17 protein-coding genes are annotated in these 17,512 nt (G+C 60.5%); 4 read left to right on the top strand and 13 right to left on the bottom strand.

What is annotated here, in order from left to right:
- Nucleotides 1-577 precede the first annotated feature (577 nt).
- From ACSQ2W_RS16550 to ACSQ2W_RS16530, 5 genes are all read right to left on the bottom strand, one after another.
- Nucleotides 578-1,474 (bottom strand): cytochrome c1, encoded by an 897-nt coding sequence (locus ACSQ2W_RS16550; RefSeq protein WP_436087235.1) that lies wholly within the window; start codon nucleotides 1,472-1,474, stop codon nucleotides 578-580.
- Nucleotides 1,475-1,503: 29 nt separating this feature from the next.
- Entirely contained in the window at nucleotides 1,504-2,778 is a 1,275-nt protein-coding gene (locus ACSQ2W_RS16545) for a cytochrome b (protein ID WP_436087234.1), read from the bottom strand.
- Nucleotides 2,779-2,792: 14 nt separating this feature from the next.
- Nucleotides 2,793-3,371: a ubiquinol-cytochrome c reductase iron-sulfur subunit gene (gene petA / locus ACSQ2W_RS16540; RefSeq protein ID WP_436087233.1), complete on the bottom strand. Its 579-nt coding sequence runs from the start codon at nucleotides 3,369-3,371 to the stop codon at nucleotides 2,793-2,795.
- 368 nt (nucleotides 3,372-3,739) lie between these two features.
- Nucleotides 3,740-5,605, bottom strand: coding sequence for an ABC transporter ATP-binding protein (locus tag ACSQ2W_RS16535; protein WP_436087232.1), 1,866 nt, complete (start codon nucleotides 5,603-5,605; stop codon nucleotides 3,740-3,742).
- 136 nt (nucleotides 5,606-5,741) lie between these two features.
- On the bottom strand, nucleotides 5,742-7,595 hold the full coding sequence (locus tag ACSQ2W_RS16530) for an ABC transporter ATP-binding protein (protein WP_436087231.1): 1,854 nt from the start codon (nucleotides 7,593-7,595) through the stop codon (nucleotides 5,742-5,744).
- 394 nt (nucleotides 7,596-7,989) lie between these two features.
- Here ACSQ2W_RS16530 and ACSQ2W_RS16525 point away from each other — a divergent pair, with 394 nt between their 5' ends.
- Nucleotides 7,990-8,454: a tRNA (cytidine(34)-2'-O)-methyltransferase gene (locus tag ACSQ2W_RS16525; protein ID WP_436087230.1), complete on the top strand. Its 465-nt coding sequence runs from the start codon at nucleotides 7,990-7,992 to the stop codon at nucleotides 8,452-8,454.
- 16 nt (nucleotides 8,455-8,470) lie between these two features.
- On the opposite strand, the gene ACSQ2W_RS16520 is transcribed toward ACSQ2W_RS16525, so the two are convergent.
- Entirely contained in the window at nucleotides 8,471-9,037 is a 567-nt protein-coding gene (locus ACSQ2W_RS16520) for an NADPH-dependent FMN reductase (protein WP_436087229.1), read from the bottom strand.
- 77 nt (nucleotides 9,038-9,114) lie between these two features.
- Here ACSQ2W_RS16520 and soxR point away from each other — a divergent pair, with 77 nt between their 5' ends.
- Nucleotides 9,115-9,624 carry a redox-sensitive transcriptional activator SoxR gene (soxR, locus tag ACSQ2W_RS16515; protein ID WP_436087228.1) on the top strand — a complete coding sequence of 170 codons (510 nt, stop codon included), beginning with the start codon at nucleotides 9,115-9,117 and terminating at the stop codon, nucleotides 9,622-9,624.
- On the opposite strand, the gene ACSQ2W_RS16510 is transcribed toward soxR, so the two are convergent.
- Both ACSQ2W_RS16510 and ACSQ2W_RS16505 read right to left on the bottom strand, forming a co-directional pair.
- A complete protein-coding gene (locus ACSQ2W_RS16510) occupies nucleotides 9,597-10,799 on the bottom strand; it encodes an MFS transporter (protein WP_436087227.1) in 1,203 nt (400 codons plus the stop codon). The two genes, soxR and ACSQ2W_RS16510, sit on opposite strands and share 28 nt — an antisense overlap.
- A 76-nt stretch (nucleotides 10,800-10,875) precedes the next feature.
- Nucleotides 10,876-11,136 (bottom strand): hypothetical protein, encoded by a 261-nt coding sequence (locus ACSQ2W_RS16505; RefSeq protein WP_436087226.1) that lies wholly within the window; start codon nucleotides 11,134-11,136, stop codon nucleotides 10,876-10,878.
- A 211-nt stretch (nucleotides 11,137-11,347) separates the two neighbouring features.
- Here ACSQ2W_RS16505 and hemF point away from each other — a divergent pair, with 211 nt between their 5' ends.
- Complete coding sequence (hemF, locus tag ACSQ2W_RS16500) at nucleotides 11,348-12,259, top strand: oxygen-dependent coproporphyrinogen oxidase (RefSeq protein WP_436087225.1); 912 nt, start codon at nucleotides 11,348-11,350, stop codon at nucleotides 12,257-12,259.
- A 76-nt stretch (nucleotides 12,260-12,335) separates the two neighbouring features.
- Here the strand turns inward: hemF and ACSQ2W_RS16495 are convergent, their stop codons facing one another.
- Nucleotides 12,336-12,593 (bottom strand): hypothetical protein, encoded by a 258-nt coding sequence (locus tag ACSQ2W_RS16495; RefSeq protein ID WP_436087224.1) that lies wholly within the window; start codon nucleotides 12,591-12,593, stop codon nucleotides 12,336-12,338.
- A 158-nt stretch (nucleotides 12,594-12,751) separates the two neighbouring features.
- On the opposite strand from ACSQ2W_RS16495, the gene ACSQ2W_RS16490 reads away from it, so the two are divergent.
- On the top strand, nucleotides 12,752-13,015 hold the full coding sequence (locus tag ACSQ2W_RS16490) for a BON domain-containing protein (RefSeq protein WP_436087223.1): 264 nt from the start codon (nucleotides 12,752-12,754) through the stop codon (nucleotides 13,013-13,015).
- Here the strand turns inward: ACSQ2W_RS16490 and ACSQ2W_RS16485 are convergent, their stop codons facing one another.
- The 4 genes from ACSQ2W_RS16485 to ACSQ2W_RS16470 form a co-directional block, all read right to left on the bottom strand.
- Complete coding sequence (locus tag ACSQ2W_RS16485; protein WP_436087222.1) at nucleotides 13,016-13,633, bottom strand: ABC-type transport auxiliary lipoprotein family protein; 618 nt, start codon at nucleotides 13,631-13,633, stop codon at nucleotides 13,016-13,018.
- A gap of 329 nt (nucleotides 13,634-13,962) precedes the next feature.
- Nucleotides 13,963-15,333 carry an MlaD family protein gene (locus ACSQ2W_RS16480; RefSeq protein WP_436087221.1) on the bottom strand — a complete coding sequence of 457 codons (1,371 nt, stop codon included), beginning with the start codon at nucleotides 15,331-15,333 and terminating at the stop codon, nucleotides 13,963-13,965.
- A 78-nt stretch (nucleotides 15,334-15,411) separates the two neighbouring features.
- Entirely contained in the window at nucleotides 15,412-16,194 is a 783-nt protein-coding gene (locus ACSQ2W_RS16475; RefSeq protein WP_436087220.1) for an ABC transporter ATP-binding protein, read from the bottom strand.
- 38 nt (nucleotides 16,195-16,232) lie between these two features.
- Nucleotides 16,233-17,363 carry an ABC transporter permease gene (locus ACSQ2W_RS16470; RefSeq protein ID WP_436087219.1) on the bottom strand — a complete coding sequence of 377 codons (1,131 nt, stop codon included), beginning with the start codon at nucleotides 17,361-17,363 and terminating at the stop codon, nucleotides 16,233-16,235.
- Nucleotides 17,364-17,512: the final 149 nt, after the last annotated feature.

The following is a 17,512-nucleotide window of genomic DNA, read 5'->3' as shown; positions in this document are numbered from 1 at the left end:
ATGGCGAAGGACGTAGAAGAACCTAGAGGCGCGGCAAAAGACACCGAACGGGGCACGGCATCGTGTCAGTTCAATTCTCTTTGTCACGGCACGTGCCGGGCCCCGGCCGATCTGGTCACGGGATATAAAGAGAGCGTCGCAAAACACGGACGGAAAGCCGCCGCGTGAACGCTGTCGGTTGCCCGTCGAAAGGAGGAAAATCCAATGGGCGAAAGCAGGCCGGGCAATACCGAACCTTTGACACAAGCCGAGTTCGAGCGGATCAGCCGAGTAACGGCGACTGACATGGACATCCACACCTTCTGCCGCATTCGAAAGTGCCGCCGCGACGGTTGCTGCACCGGCCCGATACGGAAGCGGATCGTTCCGGAGGGGAGCCCCAGTGGGGCGACCTTTGCTGCCTTGCTACCGGCGTCATCGCCGCCACCGACAATGCTTGGCTCCTGGCCTTTGCCAAGCATCTGCGCGTGCTGCACGCAGCAGCAATGTCCGGGAGGAAGCCGAACGCCCCCCGGAATCAAAAAACCTCCGGCCGGAGCCGGAGGTTTCGATCGTGGGCTGAAAATCCGTGACCGGATCAGTGTTCCTTTTTGGCGTAAACCGACTTCTTCGTCAGATAGATCAGGCCGGTGAAGATCAGCAGGAAAACCATGACCATGAAGCCCGTGCGCTTGCGATCTTCAAGGTGCGGCTCTGCGGCCCACATCAGGAAGGAGGCGACGTCGCGGGAATACTGCTCCACCGTCTGCGGCGCACCATCGTCATAGGTGACCTGGTCATCGGAAAGCGGTTTTGCCATTGCAAGGGCCGCAGCACTGCCGAAGTACGGGTTGTAATGCGTACCCTCCGCCACTTCCGTGCCAGCCGGTGGTTCCTGATAGCCGTTCAGGAGCGCGTGGATATAGTCCGGTCCGCCTTCTTGGTACTGCGTGAACATGTCGAAGATGAAGGTCGGGAAACCGCGTTCGATGCCGCGCGCCTTTGCGATCAGCGAGAAATCCGGCGGTGCTGCGCCGTTGTTGGCGGCAGCCGCAGCTTCGACGTTCGGGTAAGGCGACGGGAAATGATCCGAAGGCAGAGCCTTACGGCTGAACATCTCGCCATCGGCATTGGGGCCGTCCTGGACCTCGTAGTTCGCCGCGAAGGTCTTCACCTGCGCTTCGGAGTAACCCAGACCTTCCAGCGTGCGGAAAGCGACGAGGTTCATTGAATGGCAGGCGGAACAGACTTCGGTGTAGACCTTCAGGCCGCGCTGCAGCTGACCCTTGTCATAATGGCCGAAAGGACCGGCGAACGTCCATTCTTCCTGCTCCGGTTTGTGGATCGGGAAGTGTGGCGTACCACCGGCAGCATGCTCCCCCTCGGCGGCTGCGCCTTCGGCTTTGTGTTCGCCGGATTCCTGGGCAAACACCATACCGGCGCCGAGGCCTGCGACGACTGCGAGCGAAAGAATGCCTGTAACAAGCTTTTTCATTGTTGTGGGTTCCTTAATCTTCGCAGACATCACGCGGCAACGGGCTTCTTCGTCGCAGCCTGCTTTTCCAGAACCGCTTCGGTGATGGAATTGGGGATGCGCTTCGGCGTTTCGATCAGGCCGAGAACCGGCATGATGACGAGGAAGAAGCCGAAGTAGTAGAGAGTGCCGAGCTGCGACATCACCACGTAGAGGCCTTCCGCCGGGCGCGAGCCGAGCCAGCCAAGGATGATGGCGTTGATCACGAAGAGCCAGAAGAACAGCTTGTACCACGGACGGTAGACGGCCGAGCGCACCTTCGAGGTATCGAGCCAGGGCAGGAAGAACAGGACGATGATCGCACCGAACATCACCAGAACGCCGCCGAGCTTGCTATCGATCGGGCCGACATTGAAGGTGATGGCGCGCAGCATCGCGTAGAACGGCAGGTAGTACCATTCCGGAACGATGTGGGCCGGGGTCTTCAGAGCGTTGGCCGGAATATAGTTGTCCGGATGGCCAAGGAAGTTCGGCATGTAGAAGACGAACCAGGCATAGACCAGCAGGAATATCGATACACCGAGCGCATCCTTGAGGGTGGCGTAAGGCGTAAAGGCAACCGTGTCCGTCTTGGTCTTGACTTCAACGCCGGTCGGGTTGGTCTGGCCGACGACATGCAGCGCCCAGATATGCAGGACCACGACGCCGGCGATCATGAACGGCAGGAGGTAGTGCAGCGAGAAGAAGCGATTGAGCGTCGGCTGATCGACGGCGAAACCGCCGAGCAGGAACTGCTGGATCCACTCGCCCACCAAGGGGAAGGCGGAGAAGAAGCCGGTGATAACCGTGGCACCCCAGAAGGACATCTGACCCCAGGGCAGAACATAGCCCATGAAGCCGGTTGCCATCATCAGTAGGTAGATGACAACGCCGAGAATCCAGAGGATTTCGCGCGGCGCCTTGTAGGAGCCGTAATAGAGACCGCGGGCGATGTGCAGATAAACGGCGATGAAGAAGAATGACGCGCCGTTGGCATGCATGTAGCGCAAGAGCCAGCCTTGGTTGACGTCGCGCATGATCTTTTCGACGGAGTTGAAGGCAACCGTCGTCTCAGCCGCATAGTGCATGGCGAGAACGACACCGGTCAGGATCTGCACGATCAGCATCACCGACAGCATGGCGCCGAAGGTATAGGCATAGTTCAGGTTGCGCGGAACCGGATATGAAATGAAGCTGTCATGCACGAGCCGCGGCAGCGGCAGGCGCGAATCGACCCACTTCTCGATCCCGGTCGTCGGCATATAGGTTGAATGATCACCACTCATAATCAGTATTCCCCTCAACCGATCTTGATGACTGTGTCGGAAGTGAATGCAAAAGTCGGGACGGCGAGGTTTTCCGGCGCCGGGCCTTTACGGATACGGCCGGCCGTATCGTAGTGCGAGCCGTGGCACGGACAGAACCAGCCACCGAAATCGCCCGCCTGACCGAGCGGAACGCAACCGAGATGCGTGCACGAGCCGATCATGACGATCCAGTTTTCCTTGTCCTTGCCGGCGGAGCGATCAACATCGGTCGCCTGTGCGTCGGCCGGAAGGTTGGCGTTTCGCGCAACCGGGTCCTTCAGGTCGCCAAGCGCAACAGCGTTGGCTTCTTCGACTTCCTTCTCCGTGCGATTACGGATGAAGACCGGCTTGCCGCGCCATTTTGCCGTCAGCGACATGCCCGGCTGCAGGCTGGAGACATCGACCTCGATCGAAGCAAGCGCCAGCGTCGAGGCATCGGGCCGCATCTGGTCGACGAACGGCCATGCGACCGCACCGGCGCCCACGACGCCCGCCATGCCGGTCGCCAGATACAAAAAGTCGCGGCGAGTGGGCTCGCCCAGGGTTTCGCTTGATGTCTCGTGTTCGCTCACGGTTAAACCATCCTCTCACGCAATGTTTGCGGAAACCGCACTGTCCCCGGCGTCGACCCGCCCCGTGCTGCCACTTGAGCGAAAGAACAGCGCCAAATCAATAAGCCGATGCACGATTCGAAGAAAACTTTCGCCCTTCCACCTTATGCATCAAAACCGGGCGAACCCCACGCGTTAAAGAAACGGCAGATTCCCCGGCAATCCGGCGCGTTCTATGCTTGATCGCAAGGGATGTCTAGCCTTGAGGACGGGAGGTGGGCCACAATGTCGCGGGAAAACCGAAGCCGATGTTCGCAAACCGCTTTTGGCGGTCCGGCCTGGTCAAAACACGGCTTTCCCAGGCGTGCGGGCGACGGTTTTTGAAGCCGTCATTCGGCGGCGGCATCACGGGCAAGGAAGCCGCCGGACTGGCGCAGCCAGAGATCGGCGTAGAGACCGCCGGCGGCGACCAGCTGTTCGTGCATTCCATCTTCGACGATCCGACCTTCGTCCATGACGATCAGCCGGTCGAGTGCGGCGATGGTGGACAGCCGGTGCGCGATCGCAAGCACGGTCTTGCCGCGCATCAGCCGGTCGAGATTGGACTGGATTGCTGCTTCCACTTCCGAATCGAGCGCCGAGGTCGCCTCGTCGAGAACGAGGATCGGTGCATCCTTCAGCATCACCCGGGCGATCGCAACCCGCTGGCGCTGGCCGCCAGAGAGCTTTACACCGCGCTCGCCGACATGCGCGTCGAAGCCAGTGCGGTCGCGCTGGTCCTGCAGCTTTTCGATGAAGCCAAGCGCTTCGGCCTTTTTTGCCGCATCACGCAATCGGTGCTCGTCCGCGTCCGGACGACCGAACAGGATGTTGTCACGGATGGAGCGGTGCAGAAGCGACGTATCCTGGCTGACGACGCCGATCTGGCTGCGCAGGGACTCCTGCCGGACCGCGGCGATATCCTGTCCGTCGATCAGAATGCGGCCGCCCTCCAGATCGTAGAATCGCAGCAGCAGATTGACGAGCGTCGTCTTGCCGGCGCCCGACCGGCCGACAATGCCGACCTTCTCGCCGGGTCTGACGACGAGCGACAGGTCATCGATGACGCCATTGCCCCTGCCATAGTGAAAGCGGATTTTCTCGAAACGGATGGAAGGACTGGTGATGACCAGGTTTGCAGCGCCCGGCCGGTCCACCAGCTGGATCGATTGCGAGATCATGTCGGCGGCATTCTGGATCGTGCCGATATTGCGCATGATACCATTGAACTGAACCATCATCCGTCCCAGGAGAAAATTCAGCCGGAGGATGAGCGCCATCGTGAAAGCAACAGCACCGGAGCTGATCGACCCCGAAAGCCAGAGGTCGACGCTCAGGGCCGCCATCGTCACGATCATGATCCCGGACAAAAGCGCCATCGACGCACGCACGCCGGTAATGAACCGGGTGAAGCGGATGATCGTATCCTGAAAGATGTCGAAGCCCTGCCGCATGTAGCGGTCGTTTTCCTCGTCGCGGGCAAAGAGCTTCAGCGTCTGGATATTGCTGTAGGCATCGACCATGCGACCGCTCAACATCGACGAGGCTTCGGCCGTCTCCCGCGAATGCTTGCGGATGCGTGGCACGAAATAGCGCGCGAGGAACGCAAAGCCGATCAGCCAGAGCAGGACGACGACCGCAAGCGAGGCATCAAGCTGGCCGACAAGCACCAAGGTCGATACCGAATAGATGCCGACGAACCAGACGCTTTCCATCAACGACGTGACGACGTCGCCAACCGCCTGCCCGCCCGACCAGACCTTGGTGACGATGCGGCCGGAAAAATCGTTCTGGAAGAAGGACAGCGATTGTCGCGCCACGTGCAGATAGGATTGCCAGCGCACCAGATTGTAGAAGCCGGGCGTAATAATCTGCTGATCAACCAGCGCCATCGCCAGCGAAACCAGGAAGCGCACGATGCCGATCAGGACCAGCATGCCGAACAGCTCAGCTCCATGGCTTGCAAGCAGCCCGCTCCAGCCATCGCTCGGCTTGACCGTCGCAAGGATATCGACGACGCGACCGACGAACCAGAACAGTGTCGCCTCGATCGCCGCCGTCATGCCTCCCAGGACGAGCATTGCAATGAACGGCGCTTTGGCCTGCCGGATGTAGAACCAGACATAGGGGATCAGCCGCTCCGGCGGCTGAAGGCCTTCGCGCGCCGCGAAAGGCTGTATCCAGTTTTCAAAAAAGGCAAACAGGGCGCGCAGCATGTGTCCGATATAGCTCTTTTCAAAAATGCGGCAATGCGGAATGCAGGCCGGCCGGATTACAATTGCGTAATGCGGCCGGCCATGGGCATTTCGAACCAGTGTCCCCCGTCTTCGCGGAGAAGGATTGCGGTCGGCGCTACTCCGCCGCCTCTTCCTTGTCGGCATCGTCGGCGATGAAGCCGCCGGACTGCCGCGACCAAAGGTCAGCATAGAGGCCGCTCTTGGCGATCAGTTCGGCATGGCTGCCGGTCTCCACAATCCTGCCGGCTTCGAGGATGACCAGCCGGTCCATCTCAGTCAACGTCGACAGGCGGTGGGCGATGGCGATCACCGTCTTGCCCTTCATCAGGGCAAAGAGGTTTTCCTGGATCGCCGCCTCCACTTCTGAATCGAGCGCCGAGGTCGCCTCGTCAAGGACGAGGATCGGCGCGTCCTTCAGGAAGACGCGGGCGATCGCGACCCGCTGGCGTTGGCCGCCAGAGAGCTTGACACCCCGTTCGCCGACCTGTGCGTCCAGCCCCTTGCGGCCCTGGTTGTCTTCGAGCAACTCGATGAAGTCCCAGGCATTGGCCCGCTTGGCGGCGGCGATGATGTCGGCATCATCGGCTTCCGGGTGACCATAGGCGATGTTGTCGCGGATCGAGCGGTGCAGCAGCGAGGTATCCTGCGTCACTACGCCGATCTGGCCGCGCAGACTGTCCTGCGCCACCGCGGCGATATCCTGCCCGTCGATGCGGATCGTGCCCGATTCGAGATCGTAGAACCGGAGCAGCACGTTCATCAGCGTCGTCTTGCCCGCACCCGAGCGCCCGACGAGACCGATCTTTTCGCCCGGCTTGATGGACAGTGACAGGTTGTCGATGACGCCCTTGCTCTTGCCATAGTGGAACCGGATGTTCTCGAACGTGATCGCCCCATGCGGAGCCTTGAGCGCGGGCGCCTCCAGCTTGTCGACGATGTCGTGCGCCTTGGTCATCATGCCCATGCCGTCATAGACGGTGCCGATGTTTTCAAAGAGCGCCGAGACTTCCCACATCACCCACTGCGACATGCCGTTGATGCGCATGGCGAGCGCCACGGCAATCGCGATTGAGCCGACCGACATGCCGCTGGTCATCCAGAAATAGATGCCGAGTGCCGAGATCGAAAACAGCGCGATGCAGTTGTTCGTATAGACGAACACATGGAACAGCGTCACCTTGCGCATCTGCCGGTGCACGGTCTGCAGGAACGCGTCCATGCTTTCCCGGGCATAGATCTCCTCGCGGCCCGCATGCGAAAACAGCTTCACAGTGGCGATGTTGGTATAGCTGTCGACGACACGACCGGTCATCATCGAACGGGCATCGGCCTGATCCTTGGAGATCTTGCGCAGGCGCGGCACGAAATAAGTGACGATGCAGACGTAGACGACGATCCAGATGACGAGCGGCGCGAGGAGCCGCCAGTCGGCCGCGGCAACGACCACCAGCATCGAGACGAAATAGCTGACGACATAGACGAAGACGTCGAGGACCTTCATCACCGTTTCGCGCACGGCAAGCGAGGTCTGCATCACCTTGGTGGCGACGCGGCCGGCAAACTCGTTGGCGAAGAAAGTCATGCTCTGGCGCAGCAGGTAACGGTGCATGTGCCAGCGCGCGATCATCGGATAATTGCCGAGCAATATCTGGTGCATGATCAGCGAATCGAAGGCGACGATGGACGGCAGGCCGATCAGGATGAGCGCGCCCATCCAGAACAGCTTCGTACCCTCAGTTTCGATGAAGGTGTCCTGCCTGGCCGAGGACAGCCAATCGACGAGATTGCCGAGAAACTGGAACAGCGCCACCTCGCCGATGGCGATCAGCATGGTGCAGAACGCCATGGTCAAGAGCCAGGGCGCCGCCGGCCTGGTATAGTGCCAGCAGAAGGCAAACAGCCCCTGCGGCGGAACCTTCGGCTCCTCGGCAGGATAGGGATCGAGGCGGGATTCAAACCAGCCGAACATTATCAAGCTCCTTCAGGAATCCAGTGAAGGAAGGCGGGAGACCCGCATTCATCAATTCGAAATTTAAGACCGGAGAAAACAGCGCAATCTTGCACGCGAGACGTGTTCGCCCGGAAAGCGGTCGGTCGCGCGTGGTCATGCCAACAAAGGAAAAGCGCGAAACCGGTCAGTCCATCAGGACTGGAGACACAGCCTGGAGGCTGGCGATCATTAGGAAATCCATTCATGCCTCCGTCGGTTCGCGTTGAAGATGTGCCAGACTTAGAGTGTTTTGCGTCGATATGCCAGATTGTTGCAGCCACTTTTTTCATCGTTTCCATCTCTGCCGGGATTCTGTTGCCATTACGGCACAGATTGATTACGGGCTGTGATGAACCCCATAAGCCGTGTTGATATGTCCGCACATCCGCTCCGCATTGCCCTCTACCAGCCGGACATTCCCGGCAACACCGGCACGATCCTGCGCCTTGCCGCATGTCTGGGTCTGCCGGTCGATATCATCGAGCCGGCCGGCTTCGACCTGTCGGACAAGAACCTGAAACGCGCCGGCATGGACTACATCGCCTCGGTAACCCTGACCCGCCACGTCAGTTGGGACCGTTTCGAGGAGACACGGCTGGCAGAGGGCCGGCGGCTGGTGCTTGCCTCCACCAAGGCGGCCGAACCCTATACCCGCTTCCGATTCCTGCCCGGCGACACGCTGCTCTTCGGCCGCGAAAGCGCCGGCGTTCCCGATCATGTGCACGACAGGGCAGACGGCCGGATCATCATCCCGATGGTCGCGGGCCAGCGGTCGCTCAACATCGCCATGTCGGTGGCGATGATTGCGGGCGAAGCCATCCGGCAAGTGTCGATCTGATGCCAGCCAGCGCCCCTCATGCGGCCGCTCCGCTATAGGCGTTTTCAGCCCGGGCGGCCTTCAGCGCGCTTGCCCACCATTTCAGCCGCCGCAACATGACGAGCAGACTGGCCTTGGCTTCGTCCGCCTTGAAAGGATTGCCTGCGGCATCGAACTGCGCCCAGACATTGGAGAAACTGACGCTGTCGCGGATGGTTACGGTGTGCAGTTCGGCAAAGACCTGGCGCAGTTGCTCGACGGCCCGCAACCCGCCTGACACGCCACCATAGGAGATGAAGCCGACAGGCTTTGCGTGCCATGGCTCGTAGCACGAATCGATCAGTTCCTTCAGCGCCGCCGGATAACCATGATTGTATTCCGGCGTCGCGACGATGAAAGCGTCCGCCTCGGCGATCTTCTCCTCAAGCGTGGCGACATTGATGGCCGCCTCGTCTGCCGGCCCCTTGAGCTGCGGATCGATCAGCGTCACCCTTATGCCGCTTTCGGCCCAGAGCTCGTTCAGGACCCAGTTGACGACTGTGTCACAAAAGCGGCCCTGCCGCGCGCTGCCATAGACGACGGCGATGGTCATTTTCTCGTTCATGCTTGCGGTTGCTCCGTTGTTGATAGGTTGGAGCAACTGGTATAAAACCTCAACTAAACTTTAGGTCAAGGCACCCTATGGAAAAAAGCAAAACCGATTTGCCGCGCCGCGAACTCAGTGTCGGAGAGGTCGCTGCCCGCAGCGGCGTCGCCGTTTCGACGCTGCATTTTTACGAGGCCAAGGGCCTGATCAGAAGCATGCGCAGCCGCGGCAACCAGCGCCGCTACCCCCGCAGCGTGCTGCGCCGAATCGCCGTCATCAAGATCGCCCAGCGCACCGGCATCCCGCTCGCCGATATCCAGAAGGCGCTCGCCGCGCTGCCGGACGACCGGCAACTCTTGGCCAGCGACTGGGAGCGATTGTCGGAAAACTGGAAAGCGGACCTCAACGAGCGCATTGCCAAGCTGACTGCGTTGCGTGATCAACTCACCTCCTGCATCGGCTGCGGCTGCCTTTCAATGCGCGATTGCCCGCTCCGCAATCCACACGACACGCTGTCGCAAAAAGGCACCGGCGCCTATCTGATCGAACATGCCGGCGAAGAAGGCGATGGCGTTGGTCAGGCCGACACGCCGGCAGTTTTTTGAAGCAGGCGCTGCAGCGCCAGCATGCTGGCAAGCGTGCCGAGCGAACCGACGAAGGCAATGGCGAGCGCCGCGCGGTTGCCATAGGCGCTCAGAACATAGGTGAAGAACGGTGGCGCGGCAGCGAAAGCGAGATTGAGGGGCAGACCCAGACGCGCGGCGACACCGGCATATTCGGCAGGCGTGAAGAACACCAGCGGCAGCGTTGCCCGGCTGACGGACATCGCGCCGCTCGAAAGCCCGTAGAGCAGCAGGAAAAGCAGGATCGACCATGCCGTCCCGCCGCCCACCGAAAGGACGATGAGACAGACCGGCATGATCAGAGCCGCAACCAGTCCGGTGGACAGCCCGTTCCATCGGTTGGCGCCCAGGAAATCGAACAGCCGCGCCGACATCTGTACGACGCCGATCGCCGATCCGAAGCCGACCGCCAGATAGTCGGCCACGTCAAAACTTCGGAACAAGTCGATGACAACGAGCTGGAAACCCCAGGTGATGAAACCGTTGAGTGCGATCGCCGCCGTGATCAGCGCGATGATGCGGCGATGTTCTCCGCCTGGCTTTGTACTGACAGCTCCTGTCGTTTCACGCGATAGTGCGGCAACTGGCATCTTCGGCAACGCAAAGAGATGCAGCGGCAGGCAAACGACGAGCATGAGACAGCCGTAAATGACTGACACGCCGCGCCAGCCGAACTGGGCTTCCAGGAGATCGGTCGCCGGCCAGGACAGGCTCGGCGCCAGCGCCATGAACAGCATCTGCGCGCCGATCGCCCGCCGGGTCCCCTCGCCCGCGAGTTCTGCCAGGAAGACATGCGCCGATGTCGTCAGGCAGGCGGCGCCGGCGATCCCAAAAATGGCCCAGGCCATGAAATAGCCGATGGGGCCGCCGGCAACCGCCAGCAGCCAGAGCCCCGGAACGGCAAGAAGCGAGCCCGCCGCCAGCACCAGCCGGGCGCCATACCGCCGGTAAAGCCCCGCAATCGGCGGCGAGCAGACCGCCATCACGACGAGCATCAGCGTCGGCCCGAGAAAGATCGTTGCGCGGCTGAGGCCAAGGTCCGCGGCCATCGCCTCACCGGTCACCGAGATCGCCATGAACAACGCGCCCCAGCCGATGATCTGGGTGATCGAAAGAATGACAACGGAGCGCGTGATGGATGAGCACGGAAAAGGCATAGCGGAAGCTTTGGGAACGGCCCGAATCGGCGGGTAAGGATCGCGCTGACTATGCGCTTAACAGGTAGAACTGCAATCAGTCTGCGCTTGGCAGGCGCCGCATCGTGAACTCGATTTCATCGCCTTCGAGCTGCCGCCAGCTTTCGACCTCGGTCCAATACGCGGCCTTGGGCCATCTGTCGAACCATTCCTGCGCCTTTTGCCGGGCATGCATCCGGTCAAGGCGGAACGTCTCACGCACAAACAGGCCATCGCTTCGCTGCGGCTTGCCGCTGCGATGCCGGGCAATCTGTCGCCGCAAACCTTCGAGCGGCGGCCCTGCGGGAATTTTCGCCATGAAGCTCACCTTTCGCCAGTCGAGCCTTCTGAAACAAAGATAGGGAGATCGCCCTGTTTTTGCCAGTCTGAATTTCAGCCGCCCGCCCTGCGGCAGACTGACCTAAGACTGCTGGCGCCGTTGCCAAGCATGGCAGAAATATGATCTTTCCAGAATCGCTATATATGGGCGGGTTCGCAACTCCCATCCCCCGCCAGACAGGATGATTTCCATGGAACGACCGGACTTGCCGCAGGGATTGCCCGCGGATATCGAGGACAAGAAGGCCAAGGCGAAGGCCTGGTTCGAAAGCCTGCGCACCACCATCTGCGTGGCGTTCGAAACGATCGAGGACGAACTCACCGGTCCCTTGTCCGATCGCGAACCCGGCCGCTTCATCGGCAAGGATTGGCTGCGCGACGAAGGGTCAGGCGGTGGCGGCCGCATGTCGATGATGGAAGGCCGCGTCTTCGAGAAGGTCGGCGTCCATACCTCGACGGTGCACGGCGAATTCTCGCCGGAATTCCGCAGCCAGATACCAGGCGCCAACGAAGATCCGCGGTTCTGGGCTTCGGGCATCTCGCTGATTGCCCATCCGGTGAACCCGAACGTGCCCGCCGTCCATATGAACACCCGCATGGTCGTCACCACCAGCCACTGGTTCGGCGGCGGCGCCGACCTGACACCGGTGCTCGATCGCCGCCGGACGCAGACCGATCCGGACACGATGCTGTTTCACAAGGGCATGGAAATCGCCTGCAAGCGCCATCCGGTTGCCGACTATCCGCGCTTCAAACAATGGTGCGACGACTATTTCTTCCTGAAGCACCGCAACGAGCCGCGCGGCATCGGCGGCATCTTCTATGACTGGCTGCATTCGGATGACGAGAAAGGCGGCTGGGATGCCGACTTCGCCTTTACCCAGGACGTCGGCAAGGCCTTCAGCCTGATCTACCCGAAGATCGTGCGGACAAACTTCAACAAGCCATGGACGGAGGAGGACCGCGACGAGCAACTGGTGCGCCGCGGCCGCTACGTCGAATTCAACCTGCTTTACGACCGGGGAACAATCTTCGGCCTGAAGACAGGCGGCAATGTCGAATCGATCCTGTCGTCGCTGCCACCGGTGGTGCGCTGGCCCTGATACGGGCCTGTTTTCCAAACGAAAAACCCGGCCGCGCAAACGGCCGGGTTTTTTCGTTGAGAGGAACGCCTGCGCATTAATCGCAGATCTGGACGCGCTTGATGCGCAGGTTGCCCCAGCGGTCCCAGCGCTTCACCTTCTTGATGTAGCAGGACGGTTCATAGTAGCCGCCGTAATAACCGCCGTCATAGAAGCCGATCGAGAAACCGCCATGATAGTGGCCGTGATGGCGATGGTGACCGTGGTGGTGACCATAACCGCCGGCGTACGACGGAGCTGCAAACGAGATAGCTGCGATTGCAGCGACGGTGGCAGAAATGATGAACTTGCGCATGTTGTTCTCCTCTGTTGGTTGCTGATGAGGTCGTCTCATCCAGTGACCCAACAATCTCACGAGGCCCTTATCTGCGCTGTTTCGAATGGAACAGCGCCGAACAAAAGCCCGGCATGTGCGTTGTTCTGTGCGTGAACCGAGAGTGGAGACCTGAAGCCATGATCTTCAAGGAGCGTACATTTTACGGCAAGACACCGGAGGAATTCTTTCCGCAGGACCGGGCTGACCTGGAGACGCGCGTCGCCAATTGCCTGGCAACGGTCGACGGGCTCGATGCCTCGGATGTCTCCGTGATCGCCAAGGGAAACACGGTCCTGTTGACCGGCACCGTTTCCACGATCGAAGAGGTTGAAAGGGCCGAAGAGGCCGCAAGGACGGTTGAAGGGGTCGCTGAAATCGTCAACAGAATTGCGGTCGCCTGATCAGATCGTCGTCAGCGTCCAGGCAACGATATCGGCAGCGACCTGTGCAAAGGCCCCATCTAGCGCGGCGACAAAGGCCAGGTTTCCACTTCCGGTCACGGGCAGCGTTGCTTTAAAGGCTTTCTGCGCAATGACCGTGCCGTTGCGATCATTGAGAATCTTGGCGAAAATCTCGACGACCGCCGTGTCGGCGCCTTGCGTCGCGATTTCAAACGCACGGATGTTCGTGATCACCTGATAGTCGATCGCGAGCCCCTCGCCCGGCTTGCCGACGCCAGCGACCTTGCCGGTGTTTTCGAAAGTTTGCACCAGTTTCGCCTGCACCATCTTCGGCAGGCGGTCACTCCATTGGGATTTTGCCAGATACTGGATTTCCGAGTTGGATAGCCGGATGACGACCTGATCGCCGTCGAGCGCCTTCAGCGCGGTCGGATCGGGAACGAGGATCTGCTTGGCGGTGGACGGTGGTCCCACGAGGACTGGCGCAGTGGAAAGACTATAGGTGTCGTTGGGGGCGGCCTTGCTGGCGCAGGCCGACACTGTGGCTGCCAGGGAAAGAAGGATGCAGGCCCGGATCAATCCTGCCTTTCGACCACACGAAACACCGGGAAAATTCATTTCAAACACTATCCTTGCCCAATCAGCCGCAACTTAGAGGCTCGTCTGGTCAAGACAAGCACAAAAGCGGCTAGGCGGGCGCAGACACAGCAAAAATCCGACGATGCTTGCACCCTTGCCACGCGAGATCGGCACGCAGCAGCGCAATACGCGATTCGTGCGTCATCCGAGCGAGAATTATCGAAGAATAACGGCCAGAGTCACCGGTCCTCCGCCTGACGTTCTTTGATTCGCACGCTCCGCCGGCAGTATCTTGTCGGCGGCGATTTGCGCCGGCCTTTCCGAGCCGGCCGCATCGACAGAAAGGGCAGGATTTGAAGGACGACTCGCTAACGGCGTGTGCGGCCGTCATACTGCTTGACGGTCTCGCCTCCGAACAACAGCCGTTGCGGATTCCTATCGAAAGTCGAGATTGTCGTGTCGAGGTTCTGGATCGCCCGCCGCGTCTCGCCGACCAGCGTCTCGACGTCCCGCAGCCCCGAGCCGGAGAACCGTTTCAAATTGTCAGCGATCGGTGCGATCTGCGCGTTCAGATTGTCGACCATCTTGCGGAAGGAGGCGAGCGTTGCACGGGCATCGGCCGATAAGGAAGGCGCGTCAGCATCGCCGAGGAAGCCGTCGATCTTGACCAGAATACCATCGACGCGGCTCGATGCGGCATTCAGCTTGTTGGCCATCTGGGTAACGTCGGTAATCGTCTGGTCGATATCGTTCTGACGGCCCTTGATCCGATCGGCCAGTTCGCTGATGGAAGCGGCAGTCTTGCGTGCGTCAGCGCTTGCCGCCGACACGTCATTGACGACGCCGGTCACCTTCTGGCTGTCGACGGCTGCAATCAGGGTATCGACACGGCTAAGCGTCGCGGTCGCATTCTCGCCAAACCGTTGATAGGTCTCGGCCGTCTTCCTGAAGCTGGCTATGGTGTCGGCCACGCTGCTGGATGCCGCGCTCAGCTCATTGCTCATCTTCTCGACATTGCTGACGATGTGATCAACCTTCCTCGCATCGACGGAGCTCACCAGCGCTTCGGCTGCTGTCAGCGTCGAATCGAGCTTGCCGGCTGCCGCCGTAATCGAGGTCGACAGGGCGCTGACGCTCTTCAGGAACTCGTCGATACCTTCCGAGTTGTCGGCCAGGGCTCGGCTGAAGCGGTCAGCATTGGAGATCGTGCTGGTCAGCGGCCCGCGCACATCCTTGACGAACCCCTGAATATCGCCGATCGCAGCGTTCGCCCGATCCATGATCTTGTCGGCGGTTGCCAGGAGGCTTGTGACGCTGGACTGATCGGCCTGCAGCTGCGCCGGCTTGCCCTCCTCGAGCGCCTTCTTCAGGATGTTTTCCTCGCCTCTATTGCCACCGCTGAGCTCGATATAGGCAGCACCGGTCAGCCCTTGGATTTCAAGCGTTGCGGTCGTCGATTTGAGAACGGGCGCCTCGGCGGAGACCTCGGTTACGGCAACGGAAAAACGGGGGTCGTTGGCATTGATTGCCAGGCTGCGGACCGAACCGACGGGAATACCGTTGAACCGCACGGGAGAGCCGACACTCAACCCATTGGCCGAGCCCGGAATGCTGATCACCAGTTCCACCATCTGGCCGCTGCGGCCATATTGCGACATCCAGTAGACGAAGCCGAAGGCCGCGAAGATGACCATGACGGTGAAAAAACCGACGATGGCGTAGTTGGCTTTTGTTTCCATTGCTACCGGTGTCCTTCAGGGAGGCCGCGCACGCGGTTCCTTGCTTCAATCAAAATCATGGCGCGGTCAGGATGCCCTTTAGTCGTCACGGACAATTGAGCGCGCACGTTTGCCCCGGAAATAGGACTTCACCCAATCGTCCTCACAGGCGAGCATGTCCTCGATCGTGCCCTCGACCAGGACCCGCTTCTGCCCGAGTACCGCGATCCGGTCGCAGACCGAAAACAGGCTGTCGAGATCGTGAGTTACCATATACACCGTCAAACCCAGGGTGTCGCGCAGTTTGGCAATCAGGTTGTCGAACTCCGCAGCGCCGATCGGATCGAGCCCTGAGGTCGGCTCATCGAGGAAAACCAGGTCAGGGTCGAGCGCGAGCGCGCGGGCAAGCGCCGCGCGTTTGATCATGCCGCCTGAGAGCTCGGAGGGAAACTTGTCCGCCGCCTCCGGAGCCAGGCCTACCATATCGATTTTCAGCCGTGCCAGTTCGTCCATCAGGTCCTGCGGCAGGTTGAGATATTCCCGCATCGGCACCTGGATATTTTCCAGCACAGTCAGCGAGGAAAACAAGGCGCCATGCTGAAAGAGCACACCGAGGCGCATATCGAGTTCCATGCGCTCCTCTTCGCTGACCTCGTCATATTCGACGCCGAGGATCTTGATCGAGCCGGAGCGGCGCGGGAGCAGGCGTAGCACCGTGCGCATCAGCACCGATTTGCCGGTGCCCGAAGCGCCGACGAAACCAAGGATTTCGCCGCGATAGATGTCAAGATTGAGTTTGTCGAGCACGATATTGGAGCCGAAGCCGACAGTCAGATCTCGGACGGCCAGAACGGTCTCCGCGCCGTTTTTACGGCCCGCCATATCATCATCTGTCGGTTCCACCGTAAAAGCCTCTTCCATCAGAAATCGATCGACGCGTAAAACATCGCAAACAAGCCGTCGACAAGGATGACCACGAAGATCGACTTCACGACCGATTGCGTGACGTGCCTGCCGAGCGATTCGGCACTGCCGCCGACTTTCAGGCCTTCCACCGCGGCGACGACGCCGATGATCAGCGCCATGAAGGGCGCCTTGATCATACCGGCCAGCACGGAGGAAAAATCGATCGCCTCCTGCAGCCGGGCGAGGAAGGTCGCAAAGGTGATGCCGGAATAGCTCCAGGCGACGACGGCGGCGCCCGTCAATGCGGCAAAGTTGGCGATGATCGTCAAAAGCGGCAGCGCCACCGTGAGGGCGACGAGCCGCGGAAATACCAGCACGCCGATCGGGCTGAGCCCCATCACCTTGAGCGCGTCGATCTCTTCACGCATCTTCATCGAGCCGATTTCGGCGGTGATGGCGCTGCCGGACCGCCCGGCGATCATGATTGCCGTCAACAGCACACCGATTTCGCGCAGTTGCAGGATACCGACCAGATCAACGACGAAAAGTTCAGCGCCGAAATAGCGCAGCTGGAAAGCACCCTGCTGAGCGATAATCGCTCCGATCAGGAAGGACATCAGCGTGATGATCGGCACGGCCTGAACGCCCATGCGATCGATCTGGTTGACGATCGCGGCCGGCGAAAGGCCGCTGTGGCGTCCAAGCTTCAGTTGCGCGCCCCGAACCGCGGAGCCGAGAATGAACATCGCGGCAACAGTGTCTTCCCAGGCTGACATTACAGCCTCACCGACAGGCGCGAAGAACCGGGTGAAGCGGGAGCCGCGGCTCGCGTTATCCTCGGCCGGTTCGGGCAATTCCTCCGGCAAGGCGCCGAGAAGCTCGACATAGCGCGGCTTGTCGCCAGTCAGCCTGACCTGACCGCCCACGCGCGTCATCAGGCGGCGAATGAGCCACGCGCCCGCTGTATCCATAGCCGTGACACGGCTAAGGTCAAATTCTGCCGGTCCGCCGTCCTCTAACGACAGCTCGCCCAATCGCTGCGTGATCGTGTGCACAGTCGCGCTGCGCCAATCACCGCTGAAACGGTAGATCCGCGTTCCGGTCTTGCCAGCCTCATCGAGCTGCACGTCGGCGTCGGTTTTCATTTGCGAAGGCGTCACGTCTGTTCTTGTCTTCCGGAGATGGCTGCATTTGATAAAAGGTCAGCGACTCATAACCGCTCGAGCCTCATCTGTCACCGATTGAGACGTTTCTGAAACAAACGGTTGGCCGCTGCGATATGGATGTCACAGGA

Source organism: Pararhizobium sp. LjRoot255, from assembly GCF_964252905.1.
Taxonomy (GTDB): Bacteria; Pseudomonadota; Alphaproteobacteria; order Rhizobiales; family Rhizobiaceae; genus Pararhizobium.
Note: the sequence above shows the minus strand (reverse complement) of the source record. Positions and strands in the feature narration are given on the sequence as shown.